Source organism: Pseudoalteromonas sp. S1608 (assembly GCF_005887265.1).
GTDB lineage: Bacteria > Pseudomonadota > Gammaproteobacteria > Enterobacterales > Alteromonadaceae > Pseudoalteromonas > Pseudoalteromonas undina.
Genome location: NZ_PNDK01000002.1, coordinates 325,070 through 342,630, shown reverse-complemented (window position 1 = coordinate 342,630; position 17,561 = coordinate 325,070). Strand labels below are relative to the sequence as shown.

Annotated in this window: 20 protein-coding genes; 9 read left to right on the top strand and 11 right to left on the bottom strand. The window is 39.7% G+C overall.

Going from position 1 to position 17,561, the window contains the following annotated elements; translation table 11 throughout:
- Complete coding sequence (locus CWB75_RS01885; RefSeq protein ID WP_138569744.1) at positions 1-261, bottom strand: PepSY domain-containing protein; 261 nt, start codon at positions 259-261, stop codon at positions 1-3.
- A 161-nt stretch (positions 262-422) separates the two neighbouring features.
- Positions 423-725 carry a YciI family protein gene (locus CWB75_RS01880; RefSeq protein WP_138569743.1) on the bottom strand — a complete coding sequence of 101 codons (303 nt, stop codon included), beginning with the start codon at positions 723-725 and terminating at the stop codon, positions 423-425.
- Between the two features lie 188 nt (positions 726-913).
- Here CWB75_RS01880 and CWB75_RS01875 point away from each other — a divergent pair, with 188 nt between their 5' ends.
- Complete coding sequence (locus CWB75_RS01875) at positions 914-2,338, top strand: sodium-dependent transporter (protein ID WP_010390240.1); 1,425 nt, start codon at positions 914-916, stop codon at positions 2,336-2,338.
- Between the two features lie 54 nt (positions 2,339-2,392).
- Here the strand turns inward: CWB75_RS01875 and CWB75_RS01870 are convergent, their stop codons facing one another.
- Positions 2,393-3,034 (bottom strand): CPBP family intramembrane glutamic endopeptidase, encoded by a 642-nt coding sequence (locus CWB75_RS01870; protein WP_138569742.1) that lies wholly within the window; start codon positions 3,032-3,034, stop codon positions 2,393-2,395.
- A 231-nt stretch (positions 3,035-3,265) separates the two neighbouring features.
- Here CWB75_RS01870 and CWB75_RS01865 point away from each other — a divergent pair, with 231 nt between their 5' ends.
- Both CWB75_RS01865 and CWB75_RS01860 read left to right on the top strand, forming a co-directional pair.
- Positions 3,266-3,535: an HU family DNA-binding protein gene (locus CWB75_RS01865; protein ID WP_010390237.1), complete on the top strand. Its 270-nt coding sequence runs from the start codon at positions 3,266-3,268 to the stop codon at positions 3,533-3,535.
- Positions 3,536-3,757: 222 nt separating this feature from the next.
- Entirely contained in the window at positions 3,758-4,336 is a 579-nt protein-coding gene (locus CWB75_RS01860; protein ID WP_138569741.1) for a type 1 glutamine amidotransferase domain-containing protein, read from the top strand.
- Between the two features lie 65 nt (positions 4,337-4,401).
- Here the strand turns inward: CWB75_RS01860 and trpA are convergent, their stop codons facing one another.
- The 6 genes from trpA to CWB75_RS01830 are packed head-to-tail and all read right to left on the bottom strand — an operon-like array spanning position 4,402 to position 10,989.
- Complete coding sequence (gene trpA / locus CWB75_RS01855; RefSeq protein WP_138569740.1) at positions 4,402-5,223, bottom strand: tryptophan synthase subunit alpha; 822 nt, start codon at positions 5,221-5,223, stop codon at positions 4,402-4,404.
- Complete coding sequence (gene trpB / locus CWB75_RS01850; protein ID WP_138569739.1) at positions 5,220-6,404, bottom strand: tryptophan synthase subunit beta; 1,185 nt, start codon at positions 6,402-6,404, stop codon at positions 5,220-5,222. Before trpB ends, trpA begins: the two co-directional genes overlap by 4 nt.
- 7 nt (positions 6,405-6,411) lie before the next feature.
- Positions 6,412-7,776, bottom strand: a complete 1,365-nt coding sequence (gene trpCF, locus CWB75_RS01845) for a bifunctional indole-3-glycerol-phosphate synthase TrpC/phosphoribosylanthranilate isomerase TrpF (RefSeq protein ID WP_138569738.1) — start codon at positions 7,774-7,776, stop codon at positions 6,412-6,414.
- On the bottom strand, positions 7,769-8,806 hold the full coding sequence (gene trpD, locus CWB75_RS01840; RefSeq protein WP_138569737.1) for an anthranilate phosphoribosyltransferase: 1,038 nt from the start codon (positions 8,804-8,806) through the stop codon (positions 7,769-7,771). Before trpD ends, trpCF begins: the two co-directional genes overlap by 8 nt.
- Before the next feature lie 10 nt (positions 8,807-8,816).
- Positions 8,817-9,419, bottom strand: a complete 603-nt coding sequence (locus tag CWB75_RS01835; protein WP_138569736.1) for an aminodeoxychorismate/anthranilate synthase component II — start codon at positions 9,417-9,419, stop codon at positions 8,817-8,819.
- Position 9,420: 1 nt separating this feature from the next.
- Positions 9,421-10,989 (bottom strand): anthranilate synthase component 1, encoded by a 1,569-nt coding sequence (locus tag CWB75_RS01830; protein WP_138569735.1) that lies wholly within the window; start codon positions 10,987-10,989, stop codon positions 9,421-9,423.
- Between the two features lie 443 nt (positions 10,990-11,432).
- Between CWB75_RS01830 and rnm the strand changes: the two genes are divergently transcribed.
- The 5 genes from rnm to CWB75_RS01805 all read left to right on the top strand — a co-directional run bounded on the left by rnm (position 11,433) and on the right by CWB75_RS01805 (position 15,027).
- A complete protein-coding gene (gene rnm / locus CWB75_RS01825; RefSeq protein WP_138569734.1) occupies positions 11,433-12,287 on the top strand; it encodes an RNase RNM in 855 nt (284 codons plus the stop codon).
- Complete coding sequence (locus tag CWB75_RS01820; RefSeq protein ID WP_010390225.1) at positions 12,284-12,904, top strand: L-threonylcarbamoyladenylate synthase; 621 nt, start codon at positions 12,284-12,286, stop codon at positions 12,902-12,904. Before rnm ends, CWB75_RS01820 begins: the two co-directional genes overlap by 4 nt.
- A 2-nt stretch (positions 12,905-12,906) precedes the next feature.
- Complete coding sequence (locus CWB75_RS01815) at positions 12,907-13,746, top strand: segregation and condensation protein A (protein WP_138569733.1); 840 nt, start codon at positions 12,907-12,909, stop codon at positions 13,744-13,746.
- A gap of 146 nt (positions 13,747-13,892) precedes the next feature.
- Positions 13,893-14,444 (top strand): cytochrome b, encoded by a 552-nt coding sequence (locus CWB75_RS01810; RefSeq protein ID WP_138569732.1) that lies wholly within the window; start codon positions 13,893-13,895, stop codon positions 14,442-14,444.
- Position 14,445: 1 nt separating this feature from the next.
- Positions 14,446-15,027: a YceI family protein gene (locus tag CWB75_RS01805; protein WP_138569731.1), complete on the top strand. Its 582-nt coding sequence runs from the start codon at positions 14,446-14,448 to the stop codon at positions 15,025-15,027.
- A gap of 44 nt (positions 15,028-15,071) precedes the next feature.
- Here the strand turns inward: CWB75_RS01805 and CWB75_RS01800 are convergent, their stop codons facing one another.
- Together CWB75_RS01800 and CWB75_RS19055 are read right to left on the bottom strand one after the other, a co-directional pair.
- Complete coding sequence (locus CWB75_RS01800) at positions 15,072-15,905, bottom strand: transporter substrate-binding domain-containing protein (protein ID WP_054201039.1); 834 nt, start codon at positions 15,903-15,905, stop codon at positions 15,072-15,074.
- 122 nt (positions 15,906-16,027) lie between these two features.
- Positions 16,028-16,195 carry a hypothetical protein gene (locus tag CWB75_RS19055; RefSeq protein WP_007375427.1) on the bottom strand — a complete coding sequence of 56 codons (168 nt, stop codon included), beginning with the start codon at positions 16,193-16,195 and terminating at the stop codon, positions 16,028-16,030.
- A 413-nt stretch (positions 16,196-16,608) separates the two neighbouring features.
- Here CWB75_RS19055 and CWB75_RS01795 point away from each other — a divergent pair, with 413 nt between their 5' ends.
- On the top strand, positions 16,609-17,544 hold the full coding sequence (locus tag CWB75_RS01795; RefSeq protein ID WP_138569730.1) for an acetoacetate decarboxylase family protein: 936 nt from the start codon (positions 16,609-16,611) through the stop codon (positions 17,542-17,544).
- The last annotated feature ends 17 nt before the right edge of the window (positions 17,545-17,561 follow it).

The following is a 17,561-nucleotide window of genomic DNA, read 5'->3' as shown; positions in this document are numbered from 1 at the left end:
TTAATCCTTTTTCACTTCGCCAGTTTTCTTGTTTATTTTCAAATCGACGACGTGGCCGTCAGCTTTTAAAATTCGTACAGTAAAAAAAAGTGTTTCTTCAGAAATCTTTAACGTTGTACCGTCTGTAGTTTGTTTTGCAAGTATTACTGCTTTTTTTTTGCTTACCTCAACTTTATCGGTTTTGCTTTTGGTATTGTTTGCGTGGGCAAAATTAGCAAAACACACTACCGCGATTAAATTGAGTATTAATAATACACGCATTACGGAACTCCTAGAACAGACCTGCTTAGCTTAAAAACTAAGCCACTAAAACTTTAATACCTTGCGGTGTATTTAAGTTTTTATTAAGCAAAGTTTAATTAAAAATGAGTGAACAAACCCTGAATTGCTGGTTGCAGTTAAACAGGGTGGTCACAGTTTAATTAAGCAGGGAACACTTTTTTAAATGGTTTAACAATAGAGTTTTCATATACGCCACCGGCAACATAAGGATCATCTGCCGCCCATTCTCTGGCGTCTTCTAAAGAATTAAATTGAGCAATCACTAAAGAACCCGTAAAGCCTGCATCTTGAGGGTCTTCACTATCGATGGCTGGAAGTGGGCCTGCGGTTAATAGTCTGCCTTCGTCTTCTAGCGTTTGCAAACGCGCTAAATGAGCTGGGCGAGCCGCTTTACGGTACTCTAAACTATTTTGGACGTCTGTTGAATAAATCATATACAACATATAAATACTCTCAAAACTTGTTAAATTTAATTAACTGCATACTAGCATAGCGTTGATAAATGGTGAATTAAAAGTGTTTATGGCGATGTTTACAGCAAGAATGTTTTTTTACACGGTAATTGCTTGAAAAGCGTTGCGTAACACTGGTAGAGTCCCTTGGATAAGATAAATAATAACAAGGTTATTACATGAGTGAAAATAGAGAGCACTTTAGCTCCCGCTTAGGATTTATATTGGCAGCGGCAGGCTCTGCTGTGGGTATTGGTAACTTAGTAGGCTTTCCAGTTTCTGCGACTAAGAATGGCGGTGGTGCATTTTTGCTCGTCTATGCTTTGTTTGTCGCATTCATTTGTTTACCTGTAATGATGGCCGAAATGGCCATGGGTCGTCATGCACAAAAAGACCCGCTAGGTGCATACAAAAAATTAGCTAATAACGACAAAAAATGGAAATTTGCTGGCTTTTTAGCGGTATTAACGCCATTTATGATTGCTGTTTTTTATATGGTGATCACGGTGTGGATTTTTGGTTACTTGAGCCAAACCGCGCTGGGTAATTTAGATATGCTGGCAAACCCTGGACACTTTGGTGAGTTTATAAATAGCTATACCGTGTTTGGTTATATGGCGCTGGTAGTAGTTATTGTTAACCTAATTTTGGTCGGTGGCGTAAAAGACGGCATAGAAAAAGCAGCTAAATTTTTAATGCCAGCTTTATTTGTCATGCTTATTATATTGGTGGGTTACGTACTCACTCTTGATAACGCCATGGCCGGTGTTAAGTACTACATTATTCCTGATTTTAGTAAAATGAATGCCAGCGTGCTGAATGGCGCATTGAGCCAAGCGTTTTTCTCATTGTCGTTAGGTATGGGTATTTTAATTACCTATGCATCTTATATCTCGAAAAAAGATGACATTGTAGGCAGTGCTAAAATGGTCGCTATTACCGACTCACTGGTTGCGTTTGTAGCAGGCTTAATGGTGTTACCGGCTATTTTTAGCTTTGACCCAAATACCGATCCGGCTAAGTTATCTGACTCGTCAGTTTCAATGATTTTTGTCTACCTTCCAAAAATTTTATTAGCGTTACAAAATGATATTGGCTATTTTGGCGCATCAGCCGTGGCATTTATTTTCTTCTTATTGGTATTTTTTGCTGCTATCACATCACTGGTATCTATTGTTGAAGTACCAACAGCAACACTAAGCGATCGTAAAGGCATTAGCCGTAAAAAAGCGCTGGGCATACTCACTTTATCAACCGGTATATTAACTATTTTGTGTATTATGTCGTTTGGTATGATTGACAGCCTAACTACTTTTACTAGCTACGGTAGTGGTAATAAGAGCTTTTTTGATGTTGTTTATGACGTATTTTACGACACAATATTGCCTTTAAATGGTTTAATGGTGTGTTTGTTTGTAATGTATAAGTGGAAAAAAGTTCGCTTAAGCGAAGAGCTAAGACAAGGCTCTCCTAATTATGCTAATAGCTTTATGGAAAAGTACGTTAACTTTTCACTGCAAACCTTTATTCCAGCGATATTATTAATCATTTTTGTAAATACCGTTGCAACGAAGTTTTTTGATATCAGTATTTTTGGTTTTTAATTTAAACTAAATCTAAATAAGCCGCGCCTGTCGCGGCTTTTTTATTGCTGTTTGTTAATTCAGTGCGCCAGAGTCTAAATAGTCACCCATCCCTAGGGTAAACATCCATATGCCCCATAAGCTGTGCTCAAGAACACAGGCAAAGGTTGATCGGCTTTGTGCGTAGGTATAAGCAAATAGTAATCCGCCTATAAATGCTAAACTTACTGCAACCCAATTAGCGTAAACAATATGTGCCAGTGAAAATACACTCGCACTGACAATAATGCGTAGCCATTTACTGGGCATAATGCGCTTATAACGATGAAAAAAGTAGGTTCTAAATATTAATTCTTGTGGGATCACCGACAATAAAGGGTAGAGCAGTAATAGCATTAGCCAGTCTGTGAGATTTTCACGAGGTAAAGTAAACCAGTGTCCTTGGTAAAGTAAGTTGTAAAATACCCCCGAAAATAACGCGCCAATAAAGAAAAAGCTAAACATGCGGCGCTTCACAGCAGAAAACTGCCCCAAGCTAGTTAATCTAAAACGTTTAAAGTGGCTGTCGTTTAATAATAACATACAGCACACACTCATGAGGATGATCAGTGCTGGAATAAGCCAGTTAGATAAATATTGGCGAATATTAAAGCCAATTAAAGGCAGAATGATAAAAATAAAGGTAAATTCAAACCAGCGGTATTGATTAGCGTTCACGTTTGCTCACGGTGATTTTTATTTCACCTTAGCAAACGATTAAGTCATCTTTATGACTATAAAACAGTCAAGCTGATTATATTTAAACCCAATGAGTCTTACTAAGGCACTTGGCTTCCGGTTAAGGTTGACTTACCCCCTTGCAACCCTTAGCCTGCCTGCTTTTATTTTTACATCATTGTATTGCCACGTTAATAGGTTTAAGCCTAGGCGTGTATTTAGGAGCAAAAAATGAATAAAGCAGAATTGGTTGCAGCTATTGCGGATGCGAGTGAATTAACAAAAAAAGACGCACAAGCTGCGTTAACCAGCTTACAAAAAGTGATTACAAAGTCGCTGTCTGAAGGCGATCAGGTACAAATTTCAGGCTTTGGTACTTTTGCACTTAGTTACTACCCAGCGCGTACTGGTCGTAATCCACAAACTGGTGCAGCGATTGAAATACAAGGGGCTAATAAAGCCGTATTTAAACCAGCAAAAGCGTTAAAAGAGCGCCTTTAATGTATAACTTTAGTGCCTGTAAGTTCGCTTTTCCCCCAAAAGCTACTACGTAGCTTACAGGCTCTTTGCATTATTACCTTTGCCTGTAGTATCTGCAACCATTGTAAATAATTTACATTACTTGTTTATTACCTTTTATAAAATCTTATTATATTCAGCGTGTTATGTTTGGTATGTGATATGCAAATACTGTTATGTATTGAATGAAATAAGGAGTATTTAATGAGTAACTTACATAACAGTAATCGTTTAAAAGGTAAAAAAATTGCCATTTTAGCCACCGATGGATTTGAGCAAAGCGAGTTACTCTCGCCACAGGCTGCATTACTTGAGGCGGGCGCCGATATAGATGTTGTTTCTATTAAAGAAGGGCAGATCACCGCATGGGATGAAGACAAGTGGGGTGAAAAAGTTGCTGTTGATAAATTAGCAGCCAATGCAAATTCCGGTGATTACGATGCGCTTTTACTGCCTGGTGGCTTGTTTAATCCTGATAGCTTACGCCAAGACTCGGATGCTAAGGCATTTGTAGATGGTTTTTTTGGAGCAAAGAGAAACAAACCTGTTGCCGCTATTTGCCATGCGCCGTGGTTACTCGCAGAGATTAACAAGCTCAGAGACAAAAAGGTCACCTCATATCCCAGTATTAAAAGTGATTTAATTAATGCCGGTGCTAACTGGGTCGACCAAGAGGTGTGTGTTGATCAAGGCTTAGTGACTAGTCGCAGTCCTGCAGATTTAGACGCGTTTAATGCTAAGTTTATAGAAGAGATTCTTGAGGGTAAGCATCAAGCGCATTAAGTTTGCAGTTTAAATAAAAAAGGGCATGTTACATGCCCTTTTTTAGTGATTAAAAACGCCGTTGATTAAAGCGCTGTTGCGGCTTTCATCTCACTTACAAATGTTTTTAATTGTGTGGTCATTGCATTTAAATCATTTAGGTTTGCTTCAATGATTTTTACTACTGCAGAACCTGAAATAGCACCCGCAGCACCGGCTTTAAGCGCGGCTTTTACATCATCAGGTGTTGAAATACCAAAGCCTAATAACGCAGGCGCACTGTGGTACTCTTGTAAGCGCGAAACCACGTGTGTTGCAGGCATTTGTGCTTTAGTATCGGTGCCTGTTACCCCTGCACGAGATAGTAAGTAAGTGTAACCGCGACCGTACGATGCGCACTCACGCAACGTACCGTCACTGGCGTTCGGCGTAGCGATAAATATTGGATCAATACCGTTTGCCATGGCGGCTTTTCTAAACATTTTAGACTCGTGTAATGGCACATCAGCCACTAAAATAGAGTCAACGCCTACTGCTTTTGCATCAGTGTAAAACTTTTCTAAGCCACGTTTAAAGATTAAGTTTGAATACAATAATAAACCAATAGGGATGTCGGCATTGTACTGGCGTATTTCTTTAATAATATCAAAACAATCTTGTGTATTAATGTGCTCATCTAAAGCACGAATATTGGCCTTTTGAATAACAGGGCCGTCGGCAATCGGGTCTGAAAACGGAATACCTAGCTCTAGTCCATCTGCGCCGCCATCAATTAGGCTTTTAATAATTTCGATGCTTTGCGCTTTACCCGGATCGCCAATAGTAACAAATGGTACAAATGCGCCTTGGTTTTGCTCTTTTAGTGCTGCAAACATTTGTCCGTAACGGTCAGTTTTTACTTGGCTCATAATTGACCTTCCTCTGATAATACCTTGTGTACGTGGGCTAAATCTTTATCGCCACGGCCACTTAAATTAACCACTAAAATGCTTTCTTCTTGCAACTCTTCCGCATATTTAAGTGCATATGCAATGGCATGACTTGATTCTAGTGCCGGAATAATACCTTCGTGTTTTGCCAGTGCTTGAAACGCATCAAGAGCTTCGGTATCGCTAATGCCTACATATTGAGCTCGACCAGTCTCGTGTAAAAATGCATGTTGTGGCCCTACAGCAGGGTAATCTAATCCCGCCGATACAGAGTAAGACTCTTCAATTTGGCCATCGTCATTTTGCATAATGTAGGTATAAGTGCCGTGTAAAATACCTTTAGTGCCTTTGCAGATTGTTGCGCCGTGCTCGTGGGTATCAAGGCCTTTACCTGCTGGTTCTACACCAATTAATTTAACACCCGGCTCGTCAATAAAATCAGTAAACATACCAATGGCATTGGAGCCACCACCTACACAAGCTAAAACCGCATCTGGTAGTCGACCTTCCGCTTTAAGAATTTGCTGTTTAGCTTCCTCGCCAATAATTTTTTGATACTCACGTACAATTGTTGGAAAAGGATGAGGGCCCGCAGCCGTACCCAGTAAGTAATGTGCCTCTTGATAGTTTGCTGACCAATCACGCAGAGCTTCGTTAACTGCATCTTTTAATGTGCCCGAACCTGCTGTAACCGGAATAACTTCAGCGCCCATAAGTTTCATTCTGAATACATTCGGCTGTTGGCGTTCAACGTCTTTTGCACCCATGTAAATACGACATTTTAAGCCAAGTAATGCACACGCAAGTGCGGTGGCTACACCGTGTTGGCCAGCACCGGTCTCTGCTATAACTTCTTTTTTACCCATGCGTTTAGTCAGTAATGCTTGACCCAACACCTGATTAGTTTTGTGTGCACCGCCGTGAAGTAAATCTTCACGCTTTAAGTAGAGCTTAACTTTAGGGTTTTTAACTAAGTTGCGAGTTAACGTAAGTGGCGTAGGGCGACCTGCATACTCGTTTAAAAGCTGTGTAAATTCAGCTTGAAAATCAGGATCTTTTTGCGCTTTGTTAAATTCGCTTTCTAACTGCTTTAGCGCAGGTACGAGTAACTCGGGGACAAACATTCCGCCAAACTCGCCAAAATAAGCTGGATTTTGCATTTTAACCTCAATAGTTTCTGATGCTTGAAAAAGCATGATTTAATTTTTTTACGCACTTTTTACCAGGAGACTGTTCTACACCTGAATTTAAATCAAGTCCTAAAGCTCCGTGATAGAGGGCATCGCTAATATTGTCTGGGTTTAAGCCGCCAGCAAGCATAAAGGGGGTCGTGGCATCACGCAGTACCAACCAATCAAATGTTTTACCTGTGCCACCCGCGTGTGAATCACTGTGGGTATCGTATAAATGGCGATCTGCTCCTGCTACGGGTTGTGGTAAAACATTTTTTATTGCCTGTGCTTTCCAAATTTGGCAATTACGTGGTAATTCACTACGTAATGACGCAATGTATTGTTCATCTTCTTGGCCATGTAATTGAACGGCTGATAATTTAAGTTGTTTAGCGTGTTCAGCCACATCAGGTATCGCAGCATTAACAAATACGCCAACAAATTTTAAAGGCGCACTTTGACTGATTTCTTTAGCACAATCTAAATCAACAAAGCGGGGGGATTTAGGGTAAAAAATCAACCCGCCATACACAGCGCCATTGCTATAGGCTGCAATAGCATCTTGATTGCGGGTTAAGCCGCACACTTTGTTCTCGCCTAATATAACGCGACGACATGCTTGTATTAGATCAGCTTCAGCCATTAATGAGCTGCCAATTAAAAAGCCATTACATAAAGGGGCTAAGCGTTTTACATCTTGATGGGTGTAAATACCTGACTCAGAAATAACCACTTTATTTTCAGGAATAAGTTTACGTAGTCGTTCTGTGGTGGCTAAGTCGGTGCTTAAATCACGCAAATCTCGATTATTAATCCCAATTATTTGTGCATTTAGTGCCAGCGCACGGTGAACTTCTTCTTCGTTACTTACTTCAGTTAATACTGACATATTTAATGAGTCGGCCACTGCATGCAGTGTTTTGTATTGCTGATCGTCAAGCACAGATAGCATAAGTAAAATAGCGTCGCCGCCATAAATACGTGCCATATAAACTTGGTACTCATCAATAAAAAAGTCTTTACAAATAAGCGGCTGTTCAACTTGGCTACGTACAAATTCAAGGTAATCAAAGCTGCCTTGAAAGTACTTTTCATCAGTTAACACACTCATACAAGTGGCATACGGCTTATACGCTTGAGTGATTTCTGTTAAATCAAATGGCTGACGAATCAACCCCTTAGAGGGCGACGCTTTTTTGCATTCTAAAATAAACTGCGTACCAGATGCTGCCAGTGCTTTGTAAAAACTACGCTCAGTCGGTTTGGCTTGATGTATAAAGCTATCTAGTGGGCGTGCAGCCTTACGCTCGATTAGTTCTATTTTTTTATCAGCAATAATTTTGTCTAATACATTAGCCATGACTTACCTCAATAATTGCATTTAATGTGTCCATGGCCTTGCCTGAACGTAATAAAGAGTGTGTTATTTGTGCACCTTGTTTTAACGACTCTGCTTGGCCGGTTAAGTACAGCAATGCGGCCACATTAACAACAATTGCGGCGTTGTGTGCCTCAGTGCCTTTACCTTGTAAAATAGCAAGGCTGGCGTTTGCATTGTATTGTGGGCCTTCACCGGCTAATTGTTCAAGTGAATAGTTTGCAAGGTCAAAATCACTTGGACTGAGTGTGTACTGAGTAATTTTACCATTATTAAGCTCTACAACCTGTGTTGGACCATGTAAGGCAATTTCGTCAGTACCAGAGCCGTGCACTATCATAGCGCGTTTAGTGCCTAGAGTATTAAGCGTTTGTGCCATTGGCAGACATAAAGACTCATCGTACACGCCGAGTAATTGCACCTCAGGAGCTGCTGGATTAGCCAGTGGCCCAAGAATATTAAAAATGGTTCGGGTTTTTAAACTGGTACGCACGTTCATCGCATGGCGCACCCCACTGTGATAGTGCGGTGCAAATAAAAAGGTAAAATTTGTGCTCTCTAAACAACGAGCAGCGACCTCTGGGGTCATATCGATATTGATCCCCAGTGCTTTGAGCAAGTCAGCAGACCCAGAATTACTCGACACGCTTCGATTGCCATGTTTTACCATATTAATACCTGCCGCGGCCGCCACAATCGCGGCGGTGGTACTAATATTTATAGTGTTTGAACCATCGCCACCGGTACCGCAACTATCAGCAAGTTGCGTTTTATTAGTGGTAAATGCAACTGCATTTTCACGCATTGAAGCGGCAGCACCGGCAATCTCATCGCTTACTTCACCTTTCATTTTAAGACCAATAAGTAACGCAGAGAGTTCAATGTCGCTCATATTGCCTTGCATAATTTGATCAAATAGCGATTTTGCTTGCACGTAACTAAGTGACTGCTTTGTGATAATGTGCTCAATGGCGTGTTGAACATTAAGCGGGCTGTGTAATTGATTAGTCATAATGTTCCTTTTATTTGGCACGTGTTAAATAAGCAACGCTTTGCTGCAGTAGCATTGCGCCATTGGGCGTTAAAATTGACTCTGGGTGGAATTGATAGCCCAGTGCATTGTCTTGATGATGATAAATAGCCATTGGTATATCTTGATACTTGGCAATAACAGCTAAGTTATCAGGTACTTTTGTTGCCATTAATGAGTGATAACGTGCCACCGGCATAGTGCTACCCATGCCGTAAAATACAGGGTGATCATTTAATTCTATGGTTGATGACTTACCATGTACGGTTTCACCAGCATGACCGATTACTCCGCCATAACTTTGTGTTAGCGCTTGTTGACCTAAACAAATACCAAGCATTGGAAATTGACCCTTACACAGGTTAATTAATTCCATAAGGCAGCCTGCATCGTTTGGCGCACCTGGGCCTGGTGATAATACTAGTAGTACTTGGCCGCGCTCTGCCTGCATTTTTTCGAATATGACCTCTGCGCTAATGTTGTTTCGGTAAACCACTAGCTCAGCCCCAAGCATTGTTAGCTCATCGACAAGGTTGTAGCTAAATGAGTCAAAGTTATCTAAAAAGTAAATTTTAATAGGGTGTGCTTCACTCATTTTATACTGCCTTATACGTCGATTTAATTGCGGTGATCACCGCTTGGGCTTTAGCGCGCGTTTCGTTTGCCTCTGACATTGGATCTGAATCAAATACAACCCCAGCACCGGCCTGCACATATGCAATATTATTTTTAACAAAGGCGGCACGAATAACAATACAGCTGTCCATGGCACCGTCACCGGTTAAATAGCCAACTGCGCCACCATAGCTACCGCGACGTTTGCCTTCAGTTTTGCGTACTAATTCTGCCGCACGTACTTTGGGGGCACCCACTAAGGTACCCATATTCATACAGGCTTGATAAGCATGCAGAGCATCTAATTCGGGTTTTAATTTTCCTACTACACGTGATACTAAGTGCATTACTTGTGAGTAGCGGTCTACTTTTAATAGCTCTTTGGCATGTCGAGTACCAGGCACGCTAATACGAGCAACGTCGTTACGTGCTAAATCAACCAGCATTAAGTGCTCGGCACGTTCTTTTTGATCGTTTCTGAGCTCAAGTTCAATACGGCTATCTAAATCGGGATTAATTTGTCCATTTGCAAACTTACCCCGTGGACGAGTACCTGCAATCGGATAAACCTCAACTTGTTGAGACTTAACCTCATACTTAAGCGCAGACTCTGGAGAAGCGCCAAATAATGAGAAATCTTCATCACGCATGTAAAACATGTACGGGCTTGGGTTTTGCTTTTTAAGCTGGCTATAAGCATGTAATGAGTCAGGGCACGGCAATGAGAAAGTACGAGAGGGCACCACTTGAAAAATATCGCCATCAACTATATGTTGCTTAAGTTTTATCACTTGTTGGCAATATTGCTCATCACTAATATCAACATTTACAGGGCAGTCACCTGCTTGGCTTGGGGCACTAAAGTCTGCGGCGTGGTCGCACAATGTATTAAGGCGCTCTAATTGTTTGCCCACTTCAAAACAGTTTGCGTGAACATCTGGGCCATTATACACATTACCAATTAACTCGGTTGTTTGTTTTTGGTGATCAATAACAACCAGTGTTTCGGCTAAATAAAATACGTAGTCTGGGCAGGTATTTTCACCGTCAGGTACATCGGATAGTTGTTCAAAGTTAGCCACCATGTCGTAGGCAAATACACCGCCTAAAAACACTGAGAACGGATTGTCAGTGGTGCTTCTAATACTATTTAAACAAGTGCGTAGTGCACTAAAAGCGTTATCGGCAATCAGTTTGCTAGCTTGGTCAATGGTGTCATCTGCTGGGTGATACTCAAGTGTGAGTGTGGTATCGGTTAACTGTGAAGCGCAGTTTTGTACATTAGCCTGCAAATAGTTAAGTAGTTGTTGGCCGTTGTTTGATTGTGCACTGATGCTCACTTGGTTGCCTTGGCAAACAATACGCAATGCACAATCAACCAGTATTAAGCTTTTTACGCTATCTTTTGAATCTATTTCTGCAGATTCAAGCAATAGTGAGTTAGGTTTATCAAGTGCCGCATACAAGGCAAGTGGGCTACTTATGTAGTCTCGTACTTGCGTTATGCTGGTCACTTCACCTGGTGTTGTTGTTATATGACTAAAAATCAAACCTCATCCCCTAAAAAATAAAACCCCGCAATGCTAAGCAGTGCGGGGTTTGAATAACGATGTCTAAATTATAGATAGACCATTACCGTCCCGCTATGCCAGGCGCCACCACCAATGATGTGTAAGAGTGTTTACGTTATTCATGTTTTTAATTCCTGTTAATCTTGTATTGCAAAATTTAGTGATAAAAAAACCCGCATGGTAGCGGGTTAGAATTTTTTGTTTAGACACGACAATTCATCACCCTTTGTTTTAAGAGTGCCACCACCAGATGATGTTTTGAATTGTATTTTTCATTGTTATTTATTCTTTAATGTCTAAAAGTGGCTACAGTAAAACGTATCAACTGCTTTTGTGTCAAGTGTTTATTTAAAACAATTTCGTTAAAAAACTTGTTATACTGTGTGAAACACCCTTAAACCATTAATTAAAGTAGTTTTCATTTGATAAAATACGACTTACATAGCCATACAACACACTCAGACGGACATTTAACCGTTGAGGAACTATTAGCGCGAGCAGTCGATAAAAACATTGATGTATTTGCCATTACCGATCACGATACTGTGGCCGCAATTGAGCCTGCGCAGGCTTTTATCAAACGTGAAAACTTGCCGCTTAAACTGATTAATGGGGTTGAAATATCAACCAAATGGGAGAGTTTTGAAATACATATTGTTGGGCTTAACATTGATACCAATGATAGCACTTTGCATACATTACTTAGCGAGCAACAGCAAAAGCGCGAAACCCGTGCAATTGAAATAGGCCATAGATTAACAAAAAATGGCTTTGAGGGTATTTATCAACAAGCCCGCGATCTGGCTGAAAATGCGCAAATTACTCGTGCTCACTTTGCCAGAGCTTTAATTGAGCGAGGTGTGGCTAAAAACTTTCCTGGGATATTTAAAAAGTACTTAGGGCGAGGAAAAACCGGTTACGTACCGAGTAACTGGTGTGATATGCAAACGGCAATTTCAGCGATTCATGCCGCCGGTGGGGTGGCTGTTTTGGCGCACCCAAGTAGCTACAAAATGTCGAATAAGTGGTTGCGTAAACTACTCGTAGAGTTTAAATCAGTGGGCGGTGATGCAATGGAAGTTGCCCAACCGCAACAGGCCCCGAGTGAGCGTCAGTTTTTAGGCTTGTTGAGTCAAGAATACGACCTGCTTTGCTCTCAAGGCTCTGATTTTCACTTTCCGACTAGTTATTTAGAACTTGGAAAAAATTTATACTTACCTAAAGATTGCCAAGGGGTTTGGCAAACATGGGAAAAGCACGAAGGAGTTGCATTATGAGTCAATTATTTCATATACATCCGGATAACCCACAGCCTAGACTAATTTCTCAAGCTGTTGATATTATTAAACAGGGCGGCGTAGTTGTGTACCCAACAGATTCGGGATATGCGATTGGCTGTAATTTAGGTAACAAACAAGCAAAAGAGCGCATAGAGCGTATTCGTGGTATTGAAAAACACCATAATTTTACTTTAGTGTGCCGCGATTTATCTGAGCTTTCTACTTATGCTCGGGTAGATAACCAAATGTTCAGGCTGATCAAAAATAATACCCCAGGGCCTTATACGTTTATTTTTAAAGGCACAAAAGAAGTACCTAAACGCTTATTAAACGATAAGAAAAAAACCATAGGCATTCGTGTTATTGAACACCCAATTGCTTGTGCGTTACTTGCGGAATTGGGTGAGCCATTAATGTCATGCTCACTTATTTTACCGGGTGATGAATACACGCAAGCGGACCCCGATGACATTTTGGATCGTCTAGATAAGCATGTCGATTTAATTATTCATGGCGGATACCTCACAGAGCAAGCAACCACGGTAATTGATTTATCAGAGGACGATATTCAAATTTTACGTGTAGGCTGCGGCGATACGGCTCCATTTGAATAGCAATGAAACAGCCTGACACGGTTTCGTTAATACCTACAGATATGCCAGTGCAGCAAAAGCTGCCACTGGCATTTTTGCATGGGAAAGCCGTTGTTGAAAAGCCTGAAGATTTATATATTCCGCCTGATGCGCTTGAAGTTATTTTAGAAACCTTTGAAGGTCCGTTAGATCTGTTGCTTTATTTAATTAAAAAGCACAAGTTAGATGTTCTCGAATTATCTATATTTAGCATTACTGAGCAGTATGTAAAATATGTAGAAATGATGAGTGAGTTTCAGTTAGAACTCGCCGGCGAATATCTCGTAATGGCAGCATTGCTGGCGCAGATTAAGTCGCGGTTGTTACTGCCAGTGCATGAGGAATTAGAAGAAGAGGAAGATCCCCGCGCCGAACTTATAAAACGTCTACAAGAGTACGAACAATTTAAAAAAGCGGCCGAAAATATCGATTCTTTGCCCCGCGTTGGTCGCGATATATTTATCGCCAATGCAACTTTCCCAGAGTTAGAAGAAAAAAACCAACCCTTACCTGAACTGGCAATCAAAGATCTATTGTTAGCGCTAAGCGACGTAATGGCGCGTGCTAAAACATTTGAGCATCATTTAATTAGTGCAGAAACCCTGTCAACTCGTGAACGTATGAGTTTAATTTTACACACACTATCCCAAGCAAAAGCACCTGTTGCGTTTACCCAACTGTTTACCTTTGAAGAGGGCCGCAGTGGAGTAGTTGTTAGTTTTACTGCCATGTTAGAACTAATCAAAGAGGGCTTAATTGCTTGCTTACAAGTTGAGTCTGATAGCCAAATATATGTATCTCTTAATCAGGCTGCCGAAAGTTAACCTCCCATAAAGTTTTTTGCAATTATACTAAATTAATAGACTTTACTGTGCGTATACGCACGATAAGTGTTTGCATATGCTATTTTAATCGCCACTCATCCATTATATCGTAGTGTTATTACTAGATTAGAGATTGGCGATAAGCAATGTTTAAAAACTCAAAAACCGGTTATGGCCTGATGGCTATATTTTTACACTGGTTAATGGCATTGACTGTCTTTGGTTTGTTTGGTTTAGGCTTATACATGGTTGAGCTAACTTACTATGATAGCTGGTATAAAGGCTCATTAGATTTGCATAAAAGCATAGGGCTGAGTTTAGCGGCTATATTTGTTTTTAGACTGTTATGGCGTCGATTTAATGTAAAACCTAGCCCTATTGGGACCAACACTCAATTAAATCAGCTGGCCCAAACCGCACATATTTTAATGTATCTGTTTTTAGTGATTATTATGGTGTCTGGGTATCTAATCTCTACTGCTGATGGGCGGCCAATCGAAGTGTTTGGCTTGTTTTATGTCAAAGCCATCGACTTTACCTTTGATTCTCAGGCAGATATAGCAGGGCAGATCCATTATTACAGCGCATGCTTACTGATTGGGTTTGTGGTGCTGCATATTTTAGGTGCGTTAAAACACCACTTTATAGATAAAGATAAAACATTAATTAGAATGATCAAATTACAAAAGGAAGCTTAAAATGAAAAAGTTACTATTAACTTCAGCGTTATCAGCAGCGATGTTTATGACAGCTACCGATGCTAGTGCTGCAGACTATGTTATTGATACCAAAGGAGCACATGCCTTTGTTAATTTTAAAATTAAACATTTAGGTTACAGCTGGTTGCACGGGCGTTTTAACACCTTTGATGGGCAGTTTAACTACGACCCTAAAAACCCAAACGCATCTCAAATTAGTGTAAATATCGACACAGCAAGCCTAGATTCAAACCATGCTGAACGAGATAAACACTTACGCGGTGGCGACTTTTTAAATGTAAGCAAATACCCACAGGCTAGCTTTAAAAGTACAGCAATTAAGTTTGATCAAGACGGTGAAGAAGCCACAGTAACCGGTGAGTTTACCCTTCATGGTATTACTAAAACAATTAGTTTTGAAATTGATAAGATTGGTGAAGGTAAAGATCCATGGGGTGGTTACCGTGTCGGTTTTGAAGGTGAAACCAGCTTAAAACTAGCTGATTACGGTATTGATTACGATTTAGGCCCAGCGTCAACGCACGTTGATATTGGTTTATTTATTGAAGGTATTCGTCAATAATACCGTTTTATAGTTAAAGCTAAGCGTTATCACGCTTAGCTTTTTTATTGTAAATGCGCTTCTAATTTTGATTTTAAGTGACTTGGTAACCACCGAGTTAATACTTGTTTATAGTCTTCAGTTTGCTTAATTAGTTTGAGTTGCTGATTGAGTGTGGCAATATCTTCTGCGCCTTGCTCGTTTTTAGTACAGCCAATGTAACCGTAACTAATTTTTGGTGCCTCAGTCAGCATGCGCTGCGTTAAATTGTCACTAAACCCCATCGTTTTTGCTAAATAATAATGCTCACTGGGGTAGCCTAATAAAATATCAATTCGCTCTAAGTTAAGCATATAGGTTAATGTACTGAGGGTATCGCGAGTAGGTCTAATGACAATATTTGTATTAGGTGTGGTATTAATTACCTTATCAATTTCACTGCCGTATGAGCGATTCATCGATACACCCAAGGTGAGCTTTTTATTTACTAATAAATTAGTTAACGACACTGATTTACTGCTTTCAATACCTAGCGCAATGCTCAGCTTTTGATGCATGGCAATAGAGGGAGAAAGACCAGCTGTAGAGCTTTGATGCGTGAAGTAAACACGCTCTTCTCGATATTTGTTTTTATAAAGTGATAATGCGCATGCATTTGATTGCAGGTTAGCGAGTTCCTGAATAACTTTACCAGAGGGAATAATGATACGTTCAAAGTTAATATGCGGAAGTTGTTGCTCTAACAGCGAAATAATACTTTCATCACGGCCCTGAGATTTATCCGGACCGCTTAAAATATAATAGGGCGCAAAGTCATGCGTTATCCATTTTATTGTTCTGGCATCACACTTTGTGCTTAAAAATACACAGACGAACAGTATTAACCACGAAAACCGCATTTTCACTACAACAAGTAAATAAACATAGATTTAAGTGTAGTCAATAATACACCAAAAAGTAAAATGCCAGCATAAAGCTGGCATTTTAATTTATTTATAAGTTAAACACTTATAAATAATAATTAACTGGCTTTCAGCCATTTTACAAATTGACGTGCATCACTTGCTTTTTGAAACAATGCATTTTTCAAACCTTGTGTATCGCTGAAGATTACACGATGTTTGTTAACCGAAATTGATTGCACTGGATGTGCTATTTGGATCATAGATCCGTTATATTTGTATGACATAATAAAACTCACTTTATTTTTGTTATTTATTCTGGGCTTTTTCTTAAAGCACATTACAGATGATAAATAATCTAATTGTGTTTAGCTTCATTACAGTGTTGACGATCTTTATGACACTTTTACGATGATATTAAAAATAAATCATCAAGGTATTAATAGGGGTTCTCGCCGTACAATAACTTAGCTTTTGAATATACGTTTTGCGGGGCTTACTGGATCAGGGTAAAGAGGTTAACCGCTAGGGCTTTTTATAGCCAAGCAGCAATATTACGTCACAATATTTTTCTTTGCAAGCAATTTATTAAAATACTTTGAATTGAGTGGAATTCATATGTAGCCATAAATATTAATTCGTAAAGGACAACAGACCCAAATATATCTGACTATACTCAGTTTTTAACTGAGGGGGTCAAATGAACTCACTATCCGCGCCATATCAACATTTTTTATCTAATCCAATAGCAAAGCCGCCCTGTCGTATGCACAATGCAAATATGTATGGGTTTTTTGCTGAAATAGAATCTAATAAAGCACAAAAGTATATTGATTCAACGTTAAACATAGGGGAGGAGGGTAATATTTATTTTAAAATACTTGGCGAGTTTGCACTTATTACATTTACAGATATTGAAAAAATAGCCTCGATGACCCCGCCATTCGATCAGCATGGTTGGATGCAAGAAACAGATATTATCATTTGGTTGCCTGTCGCTAAGGTTAAGGATGAAGATATAACCTACTTATATTGGTATCCAGCGTTTATCTGTGTTAACAACATTTATGCACTTATTAATGGTCGCGAAACATGGGGCTATAATAAGTATTTGTGTGACTACACCATGCCAAGCTGTGTATCGGAGCTATCGAATTTTTCAATATCTTTAGAATGCTTTGAACATTTCTCCACTGAATCAAAGCTACAAATGCATGAGCTATTTTCAATTACTATAAATTCTAAACACCAAGATAGCGATTTCTTATCTATTATTGATAACTTTGGCGATCAAGTAGCAAATTTGTTTTCTCGCAAACATTTAGATATTGATTTTTCATTATTAAAGCAGTTATTGAGTGGCTTTGTTAATCCACAAATGGATCAAATTTTGTTAAAACAATTTCCTGATGGCAGTGGCGATTCAGCGGTATACCAGAGCGTAATGCACTCACCTTCAATGATTAAAAAAATACATAGCTTTAAATTTTTGAAACCTGAGTTTACTTTGCATCTTAATAATTTAGATAGTTTTCCACTTGCCGATATGTTTGGTCTAAAGTTAGGTAGTCAAGCGCTGCACTTACCTTTTTATGTGCAAATGGATTTCGACCAGTTAGCCGCAACTAAAATTTAAATTGCTTAGAAGGATTT